Source organism: Lichenicoccus sp. (assembly GCF_965277665.1).
Taxonomy (GTDB): Bacteria; Pseudomonadota; Alphaproteobacteria; order Acetobacterales; family Acetobacteraceae; genus Lichenicoccus.
This window is the reverse complement of the sequence record NZ_OZ255835.1, coordinates 2,234,460-2,251,945: the sequence shown is the minus strand read 5'-3', so window position 1 is coordinate 2,251,945 and position 17,486 is coordinate 2,234,460. Positions and strand designations below refer to the sequence as shown.

Here is a 17,486-nt window from a genome sequence, read left to right as displayed (position 1 = left end):
TCATGCACATCCTGGTGCTCGACGGCTCCGGTGCGGATGGCAGGCTGGCGCTGGTGAGCGCCGTCGCGGAGCGACCGGTTCTGCTGGGCGATCTGTGCGTTCCGGGACGCGGCGGGGCGGAGCGGTTGGCGGGGCAGTTGCGCGACCTGGTCGCCGGCGCAGGCTGGACCATGGCGACGATCGACCTCATCGCCGCCATCGTCGGACCCGGCAGCTTCACCGGCCTGCGCGCGACCCTGGCGCTGGCGCATGGCCTGAGCCTCGGCAGCGGCGGCAGGCTGATCGGGGTGACGACCGGCGAGGCGTTGCGGCGTACAGCCGCAGAGCAGGAGTTGCGGCGTACAGCCGCACAGCAGGCGTTACGGCATACTGCCGGGGCGCAGGCACCGCCAATATGGTGCGTGACCCAGGCGCGACGCGGACGCATCTTCCTCGACCGCGATCCGGGCGGACCCGTCGGCTGCATGCTGGCCGACCTGCCGCGGCCGGAGCGCGGCGCAGAGAGCGGTTTCGTGCTGCTGGCCGGCGACGCGAGCGAAACGGTCGCGGCAACGCTGGCTGCGGCAGGAGTGGCGGCGCAGGCACTCGGCATCGCGCATCCCGACCCGCTGGCGATCGCCGGCGTGGCACTCGACCGTCTGGCCGGCCGCCTGCCGCCGCTCGTCGTCCAGCCGCTCTATGTCGATCCGCCCGAGGCGAGGCCTCCCGCCAGCGGATTGCGCCCGGCGCCGGCGTGATGCGGGCAGGGATCGCCACTGTCGCCGGCCGGCACTGGGCCGCGATCCTGGCACCCCTGCATGCGGCCGCGTTCGCCGGCGGCGAGACCTGGGATGCGCTGGCCTTCGCCGGCCTGCTCGACCTGCCCGGCTGTTTCGCCGTCCTCGCGGACGCGGCCGGGCTGGCCCTGTTCCGGGTTGCGGGCGACGAAAGCGAGGTGCTGACCATCGGCGTGCGGCCGGCGGCGCGCGGCGCCGGGGTGGCGGGCGGGCTGCTCGATGCCGGAATGACGGAGTGCGCCGGGCGCGGCGCCCGCCTGATGCTGCTGGAGGTCGCGGACGGCAATGCGCCGGCGCTGGCGCTCTATCGCCGCCGCGGCTTCGTCGAGGTCGGTCGCCGGCGCGGCTACTACGCCGATGGCGCCGACGCCCTGCTGCTGTCGGGTGCGCTCGCCTGCAATAGAACATTGATATAGCGCAGCTTTAACCCAAACAGACCGGTTCGGTCTGTTTGGGTTGCTGCACTACAGGCGGCGGATCGATACCAGCCTGATCCCGTCGGCGCGCGGCTCGTCGGCGATCACCGCATGGCCGAGGCTGCTTGCGTTGCCGACCACGTTGCGGTGCGGCTCGCCGCCGGAGAGCAGCACATGCAGGACCTCGCCCGGAACGATGCGGTCCAGGGCCAGCCTGGTGCGCACGAACGTCATCGGGCAGGTCTCGCGGGTGATGTCGAGATGATGGTCAGGCATAGCGGCGGGGAAGCTCTTCGAGGTAGCGTTGTCAACGGAGTAAGGCGGAATACACATTGCGGGAATCGGAATAACATTTATATGGATTGCGAGTATTGGTGGCCAAGGGGCACGGACATGACCGATCAGGTGGGGCAACCGGGCGTGCTGGGACTGACCGCCCAGATCGTCTCGGCCCATGTGTCCAACAACCCTGTGCAGTCCGATGCACTGCCGGGCCTGATCGCCGACGTCTATCGCACGCTCGCCGATGTCGGCCGCGACAGCGCCCCGGTGGACAAGCCGCAGCCGGCGGTCGCGGTCAAGAAGTCGATCTTCCCCGACCACATCATCTGCCTCGAGGACGGCAAGAAGCTCAAGATGCTCAAGCGGCACCTCAAGACCGCCTACAACATGACGCCGGAGCAGTATCGCGAGCGCTGGAACCTGCCGGCCGACTACCCGATGGTGGCGCCGAGCTATGCGCGCCATCGTTCCTCGCTGGCCAAGCAGATCGGCCTCGGCACCAAGCGCCGGGTTGCGCGCTAAAGTCCGGGGCCGCCGCCGCCGCGGCGGAGTTCGGTCACGATTCGACAAGGTCGAGGGTCTTGGGATACGCCGCCTCAGATGAACGGTCGCCTTTATCTCCCGGACCGCCCTGGTGCAAAGGACGGGGGCGTGGTGCGATGGCATCCCGCATAGAGCGGCTGTGCGTCGATCGCGGCCTGAAAATGACCGGCCAGCGGCGGGTGATCGCCAAGGTGCTGTCCGAAGCGGAAGACCATCCCGATGTCGAGGAGCTGTATCGCCGGGCCGCCGCACTCGACAGCCGCATCTCGGTGGCGACGGTGTACCGGACGGTGCGCCTGCTCGAGGAGAAGGGCATCCTGGAACGCCGCGATTTCGGCGGCGGCCGGGCGCGCTACGAAGCCACCGAGCACGGGCACCACTACCATCTGATCGATATCGAGACCGGCCGCGTGATCGAGTTCGAGGATGCGGAGCATGAGCAGTTGATGCGACAGATCGCGGCCCGGCTCGGGTTCGACCTCGTCTCCCATCGCATGGAACTGTTCGGGCGCCGGCGGATCGCGGCCGGTGCTGCCGATCCCGCTCGCTTGCCGGAGGCGGCCGACACGGTCGCCGCGCCGGATCAGGATGGCGCGCGACATGAGGCACCTCTGCGCAACCGGGACGGAGCGATGCGGTGAGCCTGACCACTCCGATCGCAACGCCGACGCTGTCGGCGCCGAAGCACGATGGCGGATTCGGCGAACTGCGCGCCGGCAATCTCGGCGTCCGCATCGCCGTCAGCGCCGCCGAGCGCGATGCGGCGCAGGCGCTGCGCTATCGCATCTTCTACGAGGAGATGGGCGCGCAGCCCGACGACACGGCGCGGCGCCTGAAGCGGGACATCGACGCGTTCGACGAGGTCGCCGACCATCTGCTGGTCATCGACCACGCGCTCGGCTCGGGGCCGCGTGGCGTGGTCGGCACCTATCGCCTGGTGCAGAACGAGGGTGCCGAGCGGGTCGGCCGGTTCTACACGTCCGACGAGTACGACATCAGCCGCATCACCGGCTTTCCCGGACGCCTGCTTGAGCTCGGCCGGTCCTGCGTCGATCCGGCCTATCGCGGGCGCGCCGCCATGCAGCTGCTGTGGCGCGGCATCGCCGCCTACGTGTTCCTGCACCGCATCGACGTCATGTTCGGCTGCGCCAGCCTGCCCGGCACGGATCCGGACCGGCTGGCGCCCGAATTGACCTATCTCTACCACAACCACCTCGCCCCGCCGGCGCTGCGGCTGCGCGCGGTGCCCGAGCGGCATATCGAGATGCGCCGCTGCGATCCGGCCGGCCTCGACCACAAGCGCACGCAGCAGCAGCTGCCGCCCTTGATCAAGGGCTACCTGCGCCTGGGAGGCTTCATCGGCGACGGGGCCGTGGTCGACCGGCAGTTCAACACCACGGATGTCGCGGTGGTGGTCAAGACCGACCTCATCACCGACAAATACTACCGCCACTACGAGCGCCAGCTGCGCGACGCGCTCGACTGAACCGGCTCGCCGTCTGCATCGCGACCCTTCTGCAACGCTGCCCGCCATGCTGCTCGCAATCCTGCTCGGTGCCCTGTCGGCGCTGGCGCTGCCGCCGTTCGGCCTGACCGGCATCCTGTGGCTGACCCTGCCCTGGCTCCTGGCGCGGCTGGGCCGGAGCAATGTCAAGGGCGCCCTGCTGCAGGGTTTCGGCTTCGGCTTCGGCTACTACTGCGCCGGCCTCTACTGGATCACCAACGCCATCCTGACCCGGCTCGACCTGTTCTGGTGGGCGGTGCCGCTGGCGACCCCGCTCTGCGCCATCCCGCTGGCCTGCTGCACGGCGGTGCCGTGCGCGCTGGCCACCCTGGCGCCAGCCGGCTGGCGCCGCGTGGCCGCATTCGCCGGGCTCTGGACGCTGTCGGACCTGGCACGCGAGTTCCTGTTCACCGGCTTCCCCTGGAACCCGCTCGGCAGCAGCTGGGAATGGCCATCGCATGCCGGCGACGTCATGATCCAGCCCGCTTCGTGGATCGGCGTGCCCGGGCTGACCCTGCTGACCGTGCTTGCGGCCTGCCTGCCGATCCTCGGACGGCGCGGGGTTGCGGCCAGCCTGCTGCTGCTGGCGCTGTGGGCGGCGGCCGGCACGCTTCGCCTCGGCCACATCCGGCCGGTGGGAGCTCCCGGTCCGATCGTGCTGCTGGTCCAGGGCAACATCCCCGAGAGCGAGAAGCTCGACCGCGATACCGCCGTGCAGGCCTTCCGGACCACCCTGCGCCTGACTGCCGAAGGGGCCGCCGGGGCAAGCGCGCAGGCGCGTGTCGCGGGGCGCGCGTGGGTGTTCGCCTGGCCGGAGAGCGCCTTTCCCGGCCTGCTCGACGAGGACGCGCAGGCGCGCGCGATCATCATGGCGCAGGCGCCGTCCGCAGCGGCGGGGCTGATCGGCAGCGTCCGCTTCGGCGCCGACGGCCGTCCGCGCAACAGCATGGTGGCACTCCGGCCCGATGGCGGCATCGCGGCCCTCTACGACAAGGCGCATCTGGTGCCGTTCGGGGAGTACCAGCCCGCCGGCCTGCCCTTCCAGGTCGTCCCCGGCGGCGGCTTCGTGCCCGGCCCCGGCCTGCGCACCCTGCACCTGCCGGGGCTGGCCGGGTTCGGCACCCTGATCTGCTACGAGGTGATCTTCCCCGGCGCGGTGGTGGCGGCAGATGACCGGCCGCGCTGGCTGCTCAACATCACCAACGATGCCTGGTACGGCGACAGCGCCGGTCCGCACCAGCACCTGCAGTCGGCGCGTATGCGCGCGGTCGAGGAGGGGCTGCCGCTGGCGCGAGCCGCCAATACCGGCATCTCCGGCGCCTATGACGGCTATGGCCGACGGCTCGGCGAACTGGGATGGGGACGGGCCGGCAGCCTGGCGGTGGCGTTGCCGGCGCCGCTGCCGCCGACGCTGTTCGCACGCCTGGGCTTGTGGATGCCGCTGGTCGCAGCCCTGCTGGCTTGCAGCCTTGGGTTGAGGCCGTTCCGAGCCGCGCATCGCGGCAGGGCCCGGAACACCCCGAAAGTCAGCGACAAGTCTCAAGTATAACGCGAACCTGTTAAGCTTGACAGCTTAGGGTTGCGCGTTTACCTATCAAGACACCGTTAAGTCGAGGGATCCATGTCGCGAATCGCTGCTGCCCGAGACCCTTCCTTGCCTGCCGGCGAAGCCGGTGCCGGTTCCGGAGAGCGCGACTCGCGCCCGAGCCCGATCGATGTGCATGTCGGCAGCCGCATCCGGCTGCGGCGGACACTGCTCGGCATGTCTCAGGAACGGCTCGGTGACAGCCTCGGCCTGACCTTCCAGCAGGTGCAGAAATACGAGCGCGGCGCCAACCGTGTCGGCGCCTCGCGGCTGTTCGACCTCTCGCGCGTGCTCGACGTTCCGGTCAGCTTCTTCTTCGACGACCTGCCGGCGCCCTATGCCGCCAGCGGTGCCCGTTCCAGCCTGCAGCAGGCCACCGGGTTTGCCGAGAGCCAGGAAGGCTTCGGCGGCAGCGACGACCTGTTCACCCGCAAGGAGACGGTCGACCTCGTGCGCGCCTACTACCGGATCAGCGAACTGCCGGTGCGCAAGCGGGTGCTTGACCTGGTTAAGTCCATGGGGCCGCCCCCAGAACGCACAGAGTAGGAGGCTGTCTGCAAACGCCTGCTGCTGGCGATCCGACGCGGCTTTCCTGCGCTCCGCTGCGGTGCTCGAAAAGTCGCGCCGGCCGCGGCCCTGCGGGCCGCTCTCATCCAGCATCAGGCGTTTGCAAACAGCCTCTGATGCCTGACGAAGCACGCTATTCGCGGCGCAGCACTTTATCGTTGACGAAGCTCGCCAGGCTGCCGGAGACGAAGTCGCGTTTCAGGGCGGCCTCGTCATAGTCGTCACGCACCCAGTCCAGGAAGGACAGCCTGCCTTCCGCCTCGCGCTGGTAGCGCAGGAAGAACGCGTCCAGGATCCCGGTGCGTGAGCGGTTGAAGTGGCCGAACCGCCAGGACAGCTGTTGCAGCGCCTCGGCCGCGGTGCCCCCCTCGAACATGATCACCAGCCCGGAGGCGAGGCCGGCCCGGTCGGCGCCGGACTTGCAGTGCATCAGGATCGGGAACGCGACGCTGCGATAGATCTGCGCGAAGCGCAGGATGCGCTCGCGATGCGGCGCGCCGCGGCTTTCGAACGCCATGTCGACATGCGCCAGACCAAGCTCCCGGGCCGCCTCGCGCGAGAGCGCGTCGGAGCCGCAGCGGCGGTGCCCGCGCAGGTTGATCAGCGTGCGGATGTGGTAGCGCGAGGCGAGGTCGGAGAGCCGCGCCGGGGTCGGATGGTTGCAGCGATACACCCGCCCCGCCAGCACCGGCGCGAAGTTCGACCAGACGGTGCGGAAGATGCCGTGATCGACCAGCAGGCTATCGCGCCACGCCGCCTTGCGACCGGCGCGACCATTCAGAACGTCGTCAAACATGGCGCAACGATAGCACGCGGCGACCGTCGATCAGAGACTGCCTGAGAATGCGCTACGGCGAGTCAGAGGCGCCACCTTGGCGCCGGCCGGCGTGGCGTTCGAGAACCGGAGCGAAGCGGCCTTTTCGGCCGTGAGCACCGGAAGCGCAGAACGCCGCGCTGGATGACCGCCGTAGTAGCATTATCAGGCAGTCTCTCTCTCTCAGCCCTTCCGTTGGAGTTGCAGCTGCTTAATCTTGCCGATCGCCTGGGCCGGGTTCAGCCCCTTCGGACAGGTCTGGGTGCAGTTCATGATGGTACGGCAGCCATACAGCTTGAGCGGATCCTCCAGCGCGTCGAGCCGCTCGCCGGTGAACTCGTCGCGGCTGTCGGCAATCCAGCGATAGGCTGCCAGCAGGGTGGCCGGACCCAGATAGCGGTCGCCGTTCCACCAGTAGGACGGGCAGGCGGTGGTGCAGCAGAAGCACAGGATGCACTCCCACATGCCGTCCAGCACCGCACGCTCCTCGATGCTCTGCCGGCGCTCGCCGTCTGGCGGCGGCGCGGTGTCGGTCTTCAGCCACGGCTCGACCGAACGCAGCTGCGCGTAGGCCTGGGTGAGATCGGGAACCAGGTCCTTGACGACGGGCATGTGCGGCAGCGGATAGACGCTGACCGCCTTCTTGACCTCCTCGATCGGCTTCAGGCAGGCGAGCGTGTTGGTGCCGTCGATGTTCATCGCGCAGGAGCCGCAGATGCCCTCGCGGCAGGAGCGGCGGAAGGTCAGGGTCTGGTCGACGTCGTTCTTGATGTGGATCAGCGCGTCCAGCACCATCGGACCGATCGCGTCTAGGTCGAGCTCGTAGCTGTCCAGCACCGGGTTCTCGCCATCGTCCGGATTCCAGCGATAGACCTTGAATTCCTTGACCCGTTTCGCGCCGGCCGGAGCCTTGAAGGTGCGGCCGCGGCCGATCCTGCTGTTCTTCGGGAGAGTGAGTTCAACCATCGGCTTGGCTCCGGCGTAAGGCCAGGGCGCTGCCCTGGACCCGCTGGGGCCTTAGGCCCCAGACCCCAATTCTAATACACGCGCTTCTTGGGTGGAAACACCGACACTTCGTTGGTCAGGGTCTGCATCCGCACCGGGCGGTAGGTGATCGCGACGTCGCCCTTGGCGTCGAGATGCGAGACGCTGTGCTTCATCCAGCCGGCATCGTCGCGCTCGGGGAAATCGTCATGCGCATGCGCCCCGCGGCTTTCCTCGCGGTTCTCCGCACTCGCCATCGTCACGGTGCCGTTGGCGATCAGGTTCTCGAACTCCAGCGCCTCCATCAGGTCGCTGTTCCAGATCAGCGACCGGTCCGACACCGACACGTCCGAAAGTCCGGTCCAGAGGTTGCGTATCTTGCCGACGCCCTGGGTCAGGCTGTCACCGGAACGAAACACCGCCGCGTGCGCCTGCATGGTCCGCTGCAGCTCCTCGCGCAGCGTGGCGACCCGGGTGCCCCCCTCGGCGTGGCGCAGCTTGTCGAAGCGCTCGAGTGTCGCCTGGCCGGCGCCGGTCGGCAACGGCGCGATCGCCGCCCCCGGCTTGACGATGTCGGCGGCACGCAGTGCTGCCGCACGGCCGAACACGACAAGGTCGAGCAGCGAGTTGGTGCCGAGCCGGTTGGCGCCGTGCACCGAGACGCAGGCGGCCTCGCCGACCGCCATCAGCCCGGGCACGATCGCATCCGGGTTGCCCGGCGTCGGGCGCAGCACCTCGCCGTGATAGTTCGTGGGAATGCCGCCCATGTTGTAGTGCACGGTCGGCAGCACCGGCACCGGCTCGCGGGTGACATCCACGCCGGCGAACACCCGCGCGGTCTCCGAGATGCCGGGCAGCCGTTCGTGCAGCAGGTCAGCGCCGAGATGCTCGAGATGCATCATGATGTGGTCCGCATTTGGTCCGCAGCCGCGCCCCTCGTTGATCTCGATGGTCATCGAGCGCGACACGACGTCGCGGGACGCAAGGTCCTTGGCGGTGGGCGCATAGCGCTCCATGAACCGTTCGCCCTCGCTGTTGGTGAGGTAGCCGCCTTCGCCGCGGCAGCCCTCGGTCAGCAGGCAGCCGGCCGGGAAGATGCCGGTCGGGTGGAACTGCACGAACTCCATGTCCTGCGTCGGCAGCCCGGCGCGCATCGCCATGCCGCCGCCATCGCCGGTGCAGGTATGCGCCGAGGTGCAGGACTGGTAGGCGCGGCCGTAGCCGCCGGTCGCCAGCACCACCATGTTGGCGCGGAAGCGGTGCATCTGGCCGTCCTCGAGCGACCAGGCCATGACGCCGCGGCAGGCGCCGTCCTCGTCCATGATCAGGTCGAGGGCGAAGTATTCGACGAAGAACTCGGCGTTGTGCTTGAGGCTCTGCTGGTAGAGCGTGTGCAGGATGGCGTGCCCGGTGCGGTCGGCGGCGGCGCAGGCGCGCGGCACCGGCTGCTTGCCGTAGTCCGACATGTGGCCGCCGAACGGGCGCTGGTAGATGCGGCCATCCTCGGTGCGCGAGAACGGCACCCCGAAATGCTCGAGCTCATGGATCGCCGGCACCGCCTCGCGGCACATGTACTCGATGGCGTCCTGGTCGCCGAGCCAGTCCGAGCCCTTGACGGTGTCGTACATGTGCCAGCGCCAGTTGTCCTCGGCCATGTTGCCGAGCGAGGCGCCGATGCCGCCCTGCGCCGCCACCGTGTGGCTGCGGGTCGGGAACACCTTGGTGACGCAGGCGGTCTTCAGGCCGCTGGCCACCATGCCGAGGGTCGCCCTGAGGCCGGAGCCGCCGGCGCCCACCACCACCACGTCATAGGCATGGTCGACGACCTTGTAGGCGCCGTTGGACAGCGACGCGCTGGGGGGCATGGAGCCGGGAGGCATGGCGTTCATCGGCAGGTCGATCCCGGCGTCTCAGAACGCCATCTTGAGAATTGCGACGATCGAGAACAGCCCCAGCAGCAGGGCCGCGCCCTTGTTCAGCAGGGTCACCGCGAGGTGGCTCTGCTTGACGTAGTCGTCAATGACCACCTGCAGGCCCAGCTGCATGTGATGGAAGGTCATGATCACGGTGGCCAGCAGCAGCACCGTGTTGACCGGGCGCCCCGCCCAGTGCAGCACCGCGGGCTGGTCGGCATGCAGCAGGGTCAGCACCGAGACCACGAACCAGACGGTGAGCGGTACCAGGGCGATCGCGGTGACCCGCTCGACCCACCAATGCTCAACGCCCGACTTCGCCGATCCCAGCCCGCGCGCGCGCCCGAGTTGCGAGCGCATCACCTCGACGCGCCCCGGCTGGTTGCTCATGGCCCGACCTCCCGAACCATCGCCTAGGCCCCGAGCCACAGGCTCAATCCGATCGCCCAGACCAGCAATGTCGCGACCATCGTGGCCGCCACCGTGAGCCAGCCGCTGCGGTGGGTCGCCGGCAGGCTGAAGCCGTGCCCGCTGTCCCAGACCAGGTGACGGATGCCGGCAAAGAAGTGGTAGGCCAGCGCCAGGGTCCAGCCGAACAGCACCAGCAGCCCGATCGGGTTGGCGATCACATGCTGCACCGTCCGGAACGGCTTCGGCCCGCTGGCCGCCGCGACCAGCCACCACACCAGCAACAGGGTGCCGGCCGAGATGGCGACCCCGGAGGCGCGGTTCAGGATCGAGAGCACCGAGGTGAGCTGCGGGCGATAGACCTGCAGGTGCGGGGACATCGGGCGGCGGACGATGGTGCCGTCGCTACGGTGCGCCACGTACTGGGCGTCGCGGACATCCTTCATGAGGCAGTCGGCTGCTTTCCTGCGAGGCGGCTCCGGAGCCCGGGCCGGCAAGTCGTCCTACGCCCGGGCAGAACACCGGTCAATGAAACGGCCTGCATAATTTTGCCATGCAGCAATTCTGGTCACGAAGGCTGCCTGCGAATGTTCTACGCTGAGCGAGAGGCGCCGAAGGCGCCCCCCCGGCGTGGCTTTACGAGCACCGAAGCGGAGCGGCCTGATTGGCCGTGAGCATCGGAGCGCAGGAAAGGCGCGTCGGATCGCCAGCGTAGGGCATTCTCAGGCAGCCTTCCGGTCGAATAGGTCGAAGGCGATCATGGTCTCGGCAATCTGCACCGCGTTCAGCGCCGCCCCCTTGCGCAGGTTGTCCGCCACGCACCAGAACGCCAGGCCGTTCCTGACCGAAGGATCGACCCGCAGCCGGCTGACATAGACCGCATCCTCGCCGACGCATTCCACCGGGGTCACGTAGCCGCCATCGTCGCGATGGTCGTGCAGGATCACGCCGGGGCTGTCGCGCAGCACCGCGCGCGCCTGCTCCAGATCCACCGCCTCCTCGAACTCGACCACCACGCTCTCGGCATGGCCGATGAACACCGGCACCCGCACGCAGGTGGCGAAGACCGCGATGTCCGGATCGAGGATCTTGCGTGTCTCGACCGCCATCTTCCACTCCTCCCTGGTGGCACCATCCTCCATGAAGCGGTCGATATGCGGGATGCAGTTGAACGCGATCTGCTTGGTGAACTGCTCCGAGGTGACGGCGTCGTTGACGAAGCTGCCCTTGGACTGGGTGAACAGCTCGTCCATACCCTCCGTGCCGGCGCCGGACACCGCCTGATACGTCGAGACCACCACCCGTTTCGCCGTGAACAGGTCGTGCAGCGGCTTGAGCGCTACCACCAGCTGGATCGTCGAGCAGTTCGGGTTGGCGATGATGCGCCGCCTGAGGTTCTTCTTCAGCGCGTCCGGGTTCACCTCGGGGACCACCAGCGGCACGTCATGGTCCATGCGGAACTGGCTGGTATTGTCGATGACCACGCAGCCGGCCGCCGCCGCCCGCGGCGCATGGATCGCCGAGACCGCCGCACCCGGCGAGAACAGCGCGATGTCCCAGCCCTTGAAGTCGAAGGTCTCGAGGTTGCGCACCTTGAGCACGGTCTTGTCGCCGAAGGATATTTCCTGACCAGTGGAACGCGGCGACGCCAGCGCCACGATCTCGTCGACGGGAAACTCGCGCTCGGACAGCGTCTTGATGATCTCGCGCCCGACCGCCCCGGTGGCGCCGACGACGGCTACCCGATACCCCATGATGTTCCCCTGCTGCGCTTGCGCCCGAACGGCAGAGATGGGCGGCGTGGGTGGGGGTAGCAAGCGGCACCGGGCCGCGGCAAGCATCCGCGATGATCAGGCGGCCCCGGAAGCCTGCGCGGCCCCGGAAGCCTGCGCGGCCCCGGGAGCCTGCGCGGCATCGACCAGTGACCTGATCTTGTCGCGATCGGCCGGCGTCGCCGGATTGTACACCACCATGCTCAGGTCGGGCCGGCCATCGACTGCGAACGCCGAATGGTCGAAGGCGATCGGGCCGAGGATCGGATGCCGGATGTGCTTGGCGCCCTCGCCGTTGCCGCGGACGTCGTTGTCGCGCCACATCGCCTTGAACTCCGGACTGAGCCGGCAGAGTTCCTCGACCAGAGGCTCCACCTCCGCCGCCGCCCCGGCGCGTGCCGCATCCACCCGGAAGGCGCCCACCACCAGGCGCGCCACACTCTCCCAGTCGTACTGGGCGGCGCGCACCTTGGGATCGAGGAAGATGAAGCGCAGGACGTTGCGCTGCTCCGGCGGCATTGCCGCGTAGTCGGCCAGCATCACGGTGGCGGCCCGGTTCCACGCGACCACGTTCCAGGTGGCGGTCCGGATGAGGGCGGGGCAGGGGTCCAGCGCGTCGAGCACACGTTGCAGCCGCGGGGTGACGCCGTCCTCCTTGCGGTAGCGTACCTCCGGCGGCCGACCGAGACCGAGCAGGAAGACATGCTCGCGCTCGACATCCGTCAGCATCAGGGCGCGCGAGATGCGGTTCAGCACGTCGGCGGACGGGGCACCGCCACGCCCCTGCTCGAGCCAGGTGTACCAGGTCGGACTGATGCTGGCGCGCTGCGCGACCTCCTCGCGACGCAGGCCCGGTGTCCGGCGCCGCTCCGCCGGCAGCCCGAACGCCGCCGGATCGAGCCGCCTGCGGCGATCCTTCAGGTAGGTGCCGAGCCGATGCCCCGGCGTCACGACGTCGCTCATCCTGGTAGCCACCATACCCCGATAGTTTTACTACTTTACCATGAAGCCGCCGGGGGCGGACGGTGCGATTGATGCTGCTGTAACAGGCTACTGTAACAGGCTGCTGGAAAGCTCGGAAACGAGTCATGCTTGGCGCAACGAACGAAGGCCAAGGGCTTTGCCCCCTCGATCCGCTTCGCGGCTCAAGCCCATCAAAGGCAAGCCTGTGAAATCCTTGAACTTAAGAATCAGGGTCTGGGGCCGCCACTGCTCCAAGACGGGGCCCCAGCGGGACCAGGGCAGCGCGCTGGCCTTGCTTTTTCAGCACCCTACCAGCGTATCCACGCCGGTCAGATCGACAGGCCGCCGGAAACCTCGATCCGCTGGGCGTTGATCCAGCGATTATCCTCGGACAGCAGGGCGGCGATCATCGGGCCGATATCGTCGGGCAGCCCGACCCGGCCCAGCGCCGTCATCTCGGCGACCTGCTTGTTCACCGCCGGATTGTCGCGAACCATGCCGCCGCTGAAATCGGTGGCGACGGCGCCGGGCGCCACCACATTGACGGCGATCCGGCGCGGCCCGAGTTCCTTGGCCAGATACTTCGTCAGCACTTCCACCGCTCCCTTCATCGCCGCGTAGGCGGCGCTGCCGGGGAAGATGATGCGGGTCAGTCCCGACGAGACATTGACGATCCGGCCACCATCCCTGATCAGCGGCAGCAGCGTCTGCGTCAGGAAGAACACGCCCTTGAAGTGGACGTCGTAGAGTGCGTCGAACTCGTCTTGCGTCGTGGTCTCGATGCTGTTGTGGTGCGAGATGCCGGCATTGTTGACCAGGTAGTCGAACCGGTCGGTCCCCCACTCGGCCAGCACATGCCGCAGGCGGCCGGCGAAATCCCCGAAGCTGGCGATCCGGCCGACATCGAGTGGCAAGGAAGCGGCCCGGACCCCGGCCGCTTCGGCCAGTGCCACGACCTTGTCGGCCTCGGCCCGGTTCGAGTTGTAGGTGAAGACGGAGCTGACGCCGCGCGCGGCGAGTGCCAGCACCGTGGCACGGCCGAGGCCGCGACTGCCGCCGGTTACGATCGCGATCCGGTTCTGCTCGGGCATGGGATTACCTTCCTGTCATTGAACATCCGGTACCTGGGCGCCCGGCGGAGGCCTTGGCAGGGTGCCGCGACGGACATCATTGTTTCGCGGGACGGAACGGACTGCCATGGACCGGCTTGCCACTCTCGAGCTCTTCATCCGCATCGTCGACCGCCGCAGCTTCAGCGCCGCCGCGGCGGACCTGCATATCTCGAGACCGGTCGCGACAGCCGCCATCAAGCGGCTCGAGCAGAGGCTGGGGACCCGGCTGCTGCAGCGGTCCACGCGTCATGTCTCGCCGACCATCGAGGGCGAGGCGTACTACCGGCACTGCGCGACAATCCTGAACGACCTCGAGGCGGCGGACCGGGGCGCCGGTGGCGTGGTCAGCGGGCTCCTCAGGGTCGACGTCGCCGGCAACCTGGCACGCACGCTCATCCTGCCCGAACTGGCCGCCTTCCTGGCGCGCCACCCTGCGCTCACCGTCCAGCTCGGCGAGGGCGAACGGTTCGTCGATCTCGTGCGTGAAGGCGTCGACTGCGTGGTGCGCGCGGGCGAGCCGGTCGACAGCACCCTGATCGTGCGCCGCCTTGGGCTGCTGGAGGAGACCACCTGCGCCAGCCCTGCCTACCTCGCAAGCCACGGCATCCCGGCCTCGCCCGACGCACTGGCTGGACATGTCATGATCGGGTTCATGTCCTCGCGCACCGGCCAGGTCCTGCCGCTCGAATTCACCTATGACGGTCGGACGATCGAGCGGGTGCTGCCGGCGCGTCTCCTGGTCAGCGGTGCGGACACCAGCGCCGCGGCGGCGTTGCTCGGGCTCGGCCTGGCGCAGGCGCCGCGGCACCGCTTTGCCGCGGACCTTGCGACAGGCGCGCTGGTCGAGGTGCTTGCCGACTATGCGCCCGCCCCGACTCCGGTCTCGGTCCTCTATCCCAGCAGCCGACAGCTATCGCCGCGCGTGCGCGTCTTCGTCGATTGGCTGATCGGCGTGCTCGGTCCGCACATGCGGCCGGCCTGACAGCCTGTTTGCAAACGCCTGCTGCTGGCGATCCCCCTGCTTTCAAGGTTGGGCGCCTTTCTTGCGCGCCGATGCTCACGGCCAGACGGCCGCTCCGCTTCGGTGCTCGGAAAGACGCGCCGGCCGCGGCCCCGTGGGCCGCTCTCATCCAGCAGCAGGCGTTTTCAAACAGGCTTTGGAGCGCCGCTAGCTTTTCGCGTGCTGCAACGGCGCCTCGGTGATCGCGAGGTCCTCCTGCAGGGATCGTGTCGGCGTGATGCCGCTCTCCTGCAGACCACCATGATAGGCCCGCACCGCCTCCTGCGGCGAGAGGGCCTGATCGACCACCTGACGCATCAGCGCGATCAGCGCCAGCGGGTCCTCCGCGAGATTGATCTTGCGGCCGAACAGCGCCAGCCGCGCACCGTGGCGTTCCGCCTGGTGCACCAGCTCGAAGGTGTCGCGCGTGGTGCCGGCGCCACCGCCGAGCACGCCGACGACGAGCGAGGGATCGAAGGTCGCGAGTTCCTCGAGCGCCGCCGGCCCGTTGAACGGGATCTTGAGGAATAGCGGGCGGTCGGCCTTCATCACGCCGGCCAGGCAGCGCACGATATGGTCGTTCAGCAGGCAGCCGATGGCGTCGCGGTCTAGCCCGGTCGCGGTGTTCGGGTTGAACACCTCGAGGAAATGCCGGAAGCCGATCTGGCTCGCCTCGGCGCGGAACGTCTTGTACGCCTCCAGCGACGCGAGGTCGGCGGCAAGGTCGTTATTGATCGTCATCGAATACAGGCCGAGATCGGTGCCGGTGACTGGTGCGTCCGGCGTCGCTGTTGCGGTGCCGTACATGATGCGTGGCAGCACCGCGGAACTGTGCGGGATCGACCTGTGGGTGACGTAGTTGCCGTGCCGCAGGCCACCCCAGACGTCGGTGGTCTCGTTGGCGCGGATCGCGGTCTGCACTTGGCTGTTGCGGAAGGTGCCCTCCTCGGTGAGCACTTCGAGGTTCGACGCCGAGACCAGCATGATGTCGACGATGTCCTGGGCCACGACGGCCTTGATGCTGTCGAGGAACTCGCGCCGGGTGCGCCAGCCGTCGGTGCTGCCATCCTTTCGGCGGCGCGGGCCGCCCATGCGGATACCGCCGCCCATGTCGGCATCCTTGGCGTCGGCGATCATGAAGTCGGAGTGCGTGTAGCGTCCCGCGCGAATGTTGCGCAGCTTCTGGTCCATCCGGGTCATTGGTGTTGTCCTGTCGGTGAAAGGGGTCATTACCAGACGCAGTAGCCGGCGTCGGCGACGATGACGGCGCCGGTCAGCAGGCTCGATGCGTCCGAGGCGAGGAACAGCGCCACCGAGGCGATCTCCTCGGCGGTTCCGGCGCGGCGCATCGGGGTGGCCTCGAGCCAGACCTCGCCGAGGCCGGCGGTGCGCAGGCCGCCGCCGGACATCGCGGTATCGATGTAGCCCGGAGCGATGCTGTTGACGCGTACGCCGCGCGCGGCCCATTCGCCTGCGAGCGACCGGCTCAGATGGTGCACGCCGGCCTTGGCGGCATTGTAGTGCGCCTGCCTTTGCGGGCGGTTGCAGATCAGGCCGGACATCGAGCCGGTGGTGACGATGCTGCCGCGTCCGCGCTCCAGCATGTGCGCGCCGAAGGCGCGGCAGCACCAGAACACGCCGTTGAGGTTGACGTCGATCACCCGAAGCCAGACCTCGTCGGTCATGTCCTCGCCGCCGGTGTCGGGCCAGGCGATGCCGGCATTGGCGAACAGGATGTCGACCGGGCCGAATTTCTGTTCGATGTCGTCGGCAACCCGCTTCACGTCATCGGACCGGGTGACATCGAGCACCACGCCGTGCGCGTCGCGGCCGGCTTCGCGCAGGGTGGCGACGCCTTCCGCAAGCAGTGTCTCGGAATGATCCGAAATCACCACCCGCGCGCCGGCCTCGCTGAAGGCATGCGCCGCGGCCAGCCCGATGCCGCGTCCGGCGCCGGTGATGAAGGCGGTGCGGCCGTGCAGCCGGTATTTCTCCAGGTACATCGTATTCTCCTGCTGCGCTTACTTGACGGCGCCGAAGGTGAGGCCGCGCACCAGTTGCCGCTGCGTCATCCAGCCGAGTGCCAGGATCGGCGCGATCGCCAGCAGCGAGGCCGCCGACAGCCGGGCCCAGAACAATCCCTCGGGACTGGAGAACGAGGCGATGAAGGCGGTGAGCGGCGCCGCGTCCGACGAGGTGAGGTTGATCGACCAGAAGGTCTCGTTCCAGCTCAGGATGATCGAGAGCAGCCCGGTGGCGGCGATGCCCGGTGCGGCCAGCGGCAACAGCAGCCAGAGCATCTGCTGCAGGAAGCCGGCGCCATCCATGCGCGCCGCTTCGAGGATCTCGTGCGGCACGTCGCGGAAGAACGAGTACAGCATCCATACCGCGATCGGCAGGTTGGCGAGCGTGTCGATCCCGACCAGGCCGATGCGCGTGTCGAGCAGACCGCCGTCGCGGAAGATCAGGTACACCGGCACCAGTACGCCGACCGACGGCATCATCTTGGTGGACAGCATCCACAGCAGCAGGTCCTTCGTCCTGTGCGACGGGTAGTACGCCATCGCGTAGGCGGCCGGAATGCCGAGCAGCAGGGCTGCGAGCGTCGAACCGATGCTGACGATCGCGCTGTTGGTCGCGAAGTGCAGGTAGTCGCCGCCGGTGAGCATGGTTTCGAGGTTCTCGAAGGTCGGCCGGAAGAAGAGCAGCGGCGTCGAGGAGATCGCCTGCGCCTCGGTCTTCACCGAGGTGATCGCCATCCAGAAGATCGGAAAGAACGTCAGGCCGCCGACGATCCAGCCGAGCACCGACAGCGCGACGCGCTTGGCCTGGGGGGAGTGTCGCATG

Annotated in this window: 20 protein-coding genes; 8 read left to right on the top strand and 12 right to left on the bottom strand. The window is 68.4% G+C overall.

The features are described 5' to 3' along the window. Positions 1–2 precede the first annotated feature (2 nt). Both tsaB and ACQY4O_RS10325 read left to right on the top strand, forming a co-directional pair. Positions 3–737, top strand: coding sequence for a tRNA (adenosine(37)-N6)-threonylcarbamoyltransferase complex dimerization subunit type 1 TsaB (gene tsaB, locus ACQY4O_RS10330; RefSeq protein WP_428376299.1), 735 nt, complete (start codon positions 3–5; stop codon positions 735–737). Further along, positions 737–1,192 (top strand): GNAT family N-acetyltransferase, encoded by a 456-nt coding sequence (locus ACQY4O_RS10325; protein WP_428376298.1) that lies wholly within the window; start codon positions 737–739, stop codon positions 1,190–1,192. Before tsaB ends, ACQY4O_RS10325 begins: the two co-directional genes overlap by 1 nt. Before the next feature lie 48 nt (positions 1,193–1,240). Here the strand turns inward: ACQY4O_RS10325 and ACQY4O_RS10320 are convergent, their stop codons facing one another. Beyond that, positions 1,241–1,468, bottom strand: coding sequence for a sulfurtransferase TusA family protein (locus tag ACQY4O_RS10320; RefSeq protein WP_428376297.1), 228 nt, complete (start codon positions 1,466–1,468; stop codon positions 1,241–1,243). 117 nt (positions 1,469–1,585) lie between these two features. Here ACQY4O_RS10320 and ACQY4O_RS10315 point away from each other — a divergent pair, with 117 nt between their 5' ends. The 5 genes from ACQY4O_RS10315 (at position 1,586) to ACQY4O_RS10295 (ending at position 5,652) form a co-directional block, all read left to right on the top strand. Continuing rightward, positions 1,586–1,996 carry a MucR family transcriptional regulator gene (locus ACQY4O_RS10315; protein ID WP_428376296.1) on the top strand — a complete coding sequence of 137 codons (411 nt, stop codon included), beginning with the start codon at positions 1,586–1,588 and terminating at the stop codon, positions 1,994–1,996. A 137-nt stretch (positions 1,997–2,133) separates the two neighbouring features. After that, the gene (locus tag ACQY4O_RS10310; protein WP_428376295.1) at positions 2,134–2,658 is read left to right on the top strand and encodes a Fur family transcriptional regulator; all 525 of its coding nucleotides are present in this window, start codon (positions 2,134–2,136) and stop codon (positions 2,656–2,658) included. A gap of 2 nt (positions 2,659–2,660) precedes the next feature. Next, the gene (locus ACQY4O_RS10305) at positions 2,661–3,503 is read left to right on the top strand and encodes a GNAT family N-acetyltransferase (RefSeq protein WP_428378165.1); all 843 of its coding nucleotides are present in this window, start codon (positions 2,661–2,663) and stop codon (positions 3,501–3,503) included. A 46-nt stretch (positions 3,504–3,549) separates the two neighbouring features. Then, the gene (gene lnt, locus ACQY4O_RS10300) at positions 3,550–5,070 is read left to right on the top strand and encodes an apolipoprotein N-acyltransferase (RefSeq protein WP_428376294.1); all 1,521 of its coding nucleotides are present in this window, start codon (positions 3,550–3,552) and stop codon (positions 5,068–5,070) included. A 72-nt stretch (positions 5,071–5,142) separates the two neighbouring features. After that, a complete protein-coding gene (locus tag ACQY4O_RS10295; RefSeq protein WP_428376293.1) occupies positions 5,143–5,652 on the top strand; it encodes a helix-turn-helix domain-containing protein in 510 nt (169 codons plus the stop codon). A gap of 154 nt (positions 5,653–5,806) precedes the next feature. Here the strand turns inward: ACQY4O_RS10295 and ACQY4O_RS10290 are convergent, their stop codons facing one another. The 8 genes from ACQY4O_RS10290 to ACQY4O_RS10255 all read right to left on the bottom strand — a co-directional run bounded on the left by ACQY4O_RS10290 (position 5,807) and on the right by ACQY4O_RS10255 (position 13,618). After that, positions 5,807–6,469: a tyrosine-protein phosphatase gene (locus tag ACQY4O_RS10290; RefSeq protein WP_428376292.1), complete on the bottom strand. Its 663-nt coding sequence runs from the start codon at positions 6,467–6,469 to the stop codon at positions 5,807–5,809. A 201-nt stretch (positions 6,470–6,670) separates the two neighbouring features. Then, entirely contained in the window at positions 6,671–7,453 is a 783-nt protein-coding gene (locus ACQY4O_RS10285; RefSeq protein ID WP_428376291.1) for a succinate dehydrogenase iron-sulfur subunit, read from the bottom strand. Positions 7,454–7,524: 71 nt separating this feature from the next. After that, complete coding sequence (gene sdhA / locus ACQY4O_RS10280) at positions 7,525–9,360, bottom strand: succinate dehydrogenase flavoprotein subunit (protein ID WP_428376290.1); 1,836 nt, start codon at positions 9,358–9,360, stop codon at positions 7,525–7,527. 21 nt (positions 9,361–9,381) lie between these two features. Continuing rightward, positions 9,382–9,774 carry a succinate dehydrogenase, hydrophobic membrane anchor protein gene (gene sdhD, locus ACQY4O_RS10275; protein WP_428376289.1) on the bottom strand — a complete coding sequence of 131 codons (393 nt, stop codon included), beginning with the start codon at positions 9,772–9,774 and terminating at the stop codon, positions 9,382–9,384. A 23-nt stretch (positions 9,775–9,797) separates the two neighbouring features. Beyond that, positions 9,798–10,238: a succinate dehydrogenase, cytochrome b556 subunit gene (sdhC, locus tag ACQY4O_RS10270; RefSeq protein WP_428376288.1), complete on the bottom strand. Its 441-nt coding sequence runs from the start codon at positions 10,236–10,238 to the stop codon at positions 9,798–9,800. A 276-nt stretch (positions 10,239–10,514) separates the two neighbouring features. Continuing rightward, a complete protein-coding gene (locus tag ACQY4O_RS10265; protein ID WP_428376287.1) occupies positions 10,515–11,546 on the bottom strand; it encodes an aspartate-semialdehyde dehydrogenase in 1,032 nt (343 codons plus the stop codon). Positions 11,547–11,642: 96 nt separating this feature from the next. Next, on the bottom strand, positions 11,643–12,527 hold the full coding sequence (locus ACQY4O_RS10260; protein WP_428376286.1) for a helix-turn-helix transcriptional regulator: 885 nt from the start codon (positions 12,525–12,527) through the stop codon (positions 11,643–11,645). A 329-nt stretch (positions 12,528–12,856) separates the two neighbouring features. Beyond that, positions 12,857–13,618 (bottom strand): SDR family NAD(P)-dependent oxidoreductase, encoded by a 762-nt coding sequence (locus ACQY4O_RS10255; protein WP_428376285.1) that lies wholly within the window; start codon positions 13,616–13,618, stop codon positions 12,857–12,859. A 106-nt stretch (positions 13,619–13,724) separates the two neighbouring features. Here ACQY4O_RS10255 and ACQY4O_RS10250 point away from each other — a divergent pair, with 106 nt between their 5' ends. Then, on the top strand, positions 13,725–14,621 hold the full coding sequence (locus ACQY4O_RS10250; protein WP_428376284.1) for a LysR family transcriptional regulator: 897 nt from the start codon (positions 13,725–13,727) through the stop codon (positions 14,619–14,621). Between the two features lie 186 nt (positions 14,622–14,807). On the opposite strand, the gene ACQY4O_RS10245 is transcribed toward ACQY4O_RS10250, so the two are convergent. Genes ACQY4O_RS10245 through ACQY4O_RS10235 form a run of 3 tightly spaced genes read right to left on the bottom strand, consistent with a single transcriptional unit; the run spans position 14,808 to position 17,485 of the window. Next, positions 14,808–15,839: a hypothetical protein gene (locus ACQY4O_RS10245; RefSeq protein WP_428376283.1), complete on the bottom strand. Its 1,032-nt coding sequence runs from the start codon at positions 15,837–15,839 to the stop codon at positions 14,808–14,810. A 29-nt stretch (positions 15,840–15,868) separates the two neighbouring features. Then, complete coding sequence (locus ACQY4O_RS10240) at positions 15,869–16,642, bottom strand: SDR family NAD(P)-dependent oxidoreductase (protein WP_428376282.1); 774 nt, start codon at positions 16,640–16,642, stop codon at positions 15,869–15,871. A gap of 18 nt (positions 16,643–16,660) precedes the next feature. Beyond that, positions 16,661–17,485 carry a carbohydrate ABC transporter permease gene (locus ACQY4O_RS10235; protein WP_428376281.1) on the bottom strand — a complete coding sequence of 275 codons (825 nt, stop codon included), beginning with the start codon at positions 17,483–17,485 and terminating at the stop codon, positions 16,661–16,663. Position 17,486: the final 1 nt, after the last annotated feature.

Bases quoted from the DNA above. Each gene is read 5' to 3' on its own strand.
- tsaB (WP_428376299.1), top strand. From the start codon at position 3: ATGCACATCCTGGTGCTCGACGGCTCCGGTGCGGATGGCAGGCTGGCG.
- ACQY4O_RS10325 (WP_428376298.1), top strand. From the start codon at position 737: ATGCGGGCAGGGATCGCCACTGTCGCCGGCCGGCACTGGGCCGCGATC.
- ACQY4O_RS10320 (WP_428376297.1), bottom strand. From the start codon at position 1,468: ATGCCTGACCATCATCTCGACATCACCCGCGAGACCTGCCCGATGACG.
- ACQY4O_RS10315 (WP_428376296.1), top strand. From the start codon at position 1,586: ATGACCGATCAGGTGGGGCAACCGGGCGTGCTGGGACTGACCGCCCAG.
- ACQY4O_RS10310 (WP_428376295.1), top strand. From the start codon at position 2,134: ATGGCATCCCGCATAGAGCGGCTGTGCGTCGATCGCGGCCTGAAAATG.
- lnt (WP_428376294.1), top strand. From the start codon at position 3,550: ATGCTGCTCGCAATCCTGCTCGGTGCCCTGTCGGCGCTGGCGCTGCCG.
- ACQY4O_RS10295 (WP_428376293.1), top strand. From the start codon at position 5,143: ATGTCGCGAATCGCTGCTGCCCGAGACCCTTCCTTGCCTGCCGGCGAA.
- ACQY4O_RS10290 (WP_428376292.1), bottom strand. From the start codon at position 6,469: ATGTTTGACGACGTTCTGAATGGTCGCGCCGGTCGCAAGGCGGCGTGG.
- ACQY4O_RS10285 (WP_428376291.1), bottom strand. From the start codon at position 7,453: ATGGTTGAACTCACTCTCCCGAAGAACAGCAGGATCGGCCGCGGCCGC.
- sdhA (WP_428376290.1), bottom strand. From the start codon at position 9,360: ATGAACGCCATGCCTCCCGGCTCCATGCCCCCCAGCGCGTCGCTGTCC.
- sdhD (WP_428376289.1), bottom strand. From the start codon at position 9,774: ATGAGCAACCAGCCGGGGCGCGTCGAGGTGATGCGCTCGCAACTCGGG.
- sdhC (WP_428376288.1), bottom strand. From the start codon at position 10,238: ATGAAGGATGTCCGCGACGCCCAGTACGTGGCGCACCGTAGCGACGGC.
- ACQY4O_RS10265 (WP_428376287.1), bottom strand. From the start codon at position 11,546: ATGGGGTATCGGGTAGCCGTCGTCGGCGCCACCGGGGCGGTCGGGCGC.
- ACQY4O_RS10260 (WP_428376286.1), bottom strand. From the start codon at position 12,527: ATGAGCGACGTCGTGACGCCGGGGCATCGGCTCGGCACCTACCTGAAG.
- ACQY4O_RS10255 (WP_428376285.1), bottom strand. From the start codon at position 13,618: ATGCCCGAGCAGAACCGGATCGCGATCGTAACCGGCGGCAGTCGCGGC.
- ACQY4O_RS10250 (WP_428376284.1), top strand. From the start codon at position 13,725: ATGGACCGGCTTGCCACTCTCGAGCTCTTCATCCGCATCGTCGACCGC.
- ACQY4O_RS10245 (WP_428376283.1), bottom strand. From the start codon at position 15,839: ATGACCCGGATGGACCAGAAGCTGCGCAACATTCGCGCGGGACGCTAC.
- ACQY4O_RS10240 (WP_428376282.1), bottom strand. From the start codon at position 16,642: ATGTACCTGGAGAAATACCGGCTGCACGGCCGCACCGCCTTCATCACC.
- ACQY4O_RS10235 (WP_428376281.1), bottom strand. From the start codon at position 17,485: ATGCGACACTCCCCCCAGGCCAAGCGCGTCGCGCTGTCGGTGCTCGGC.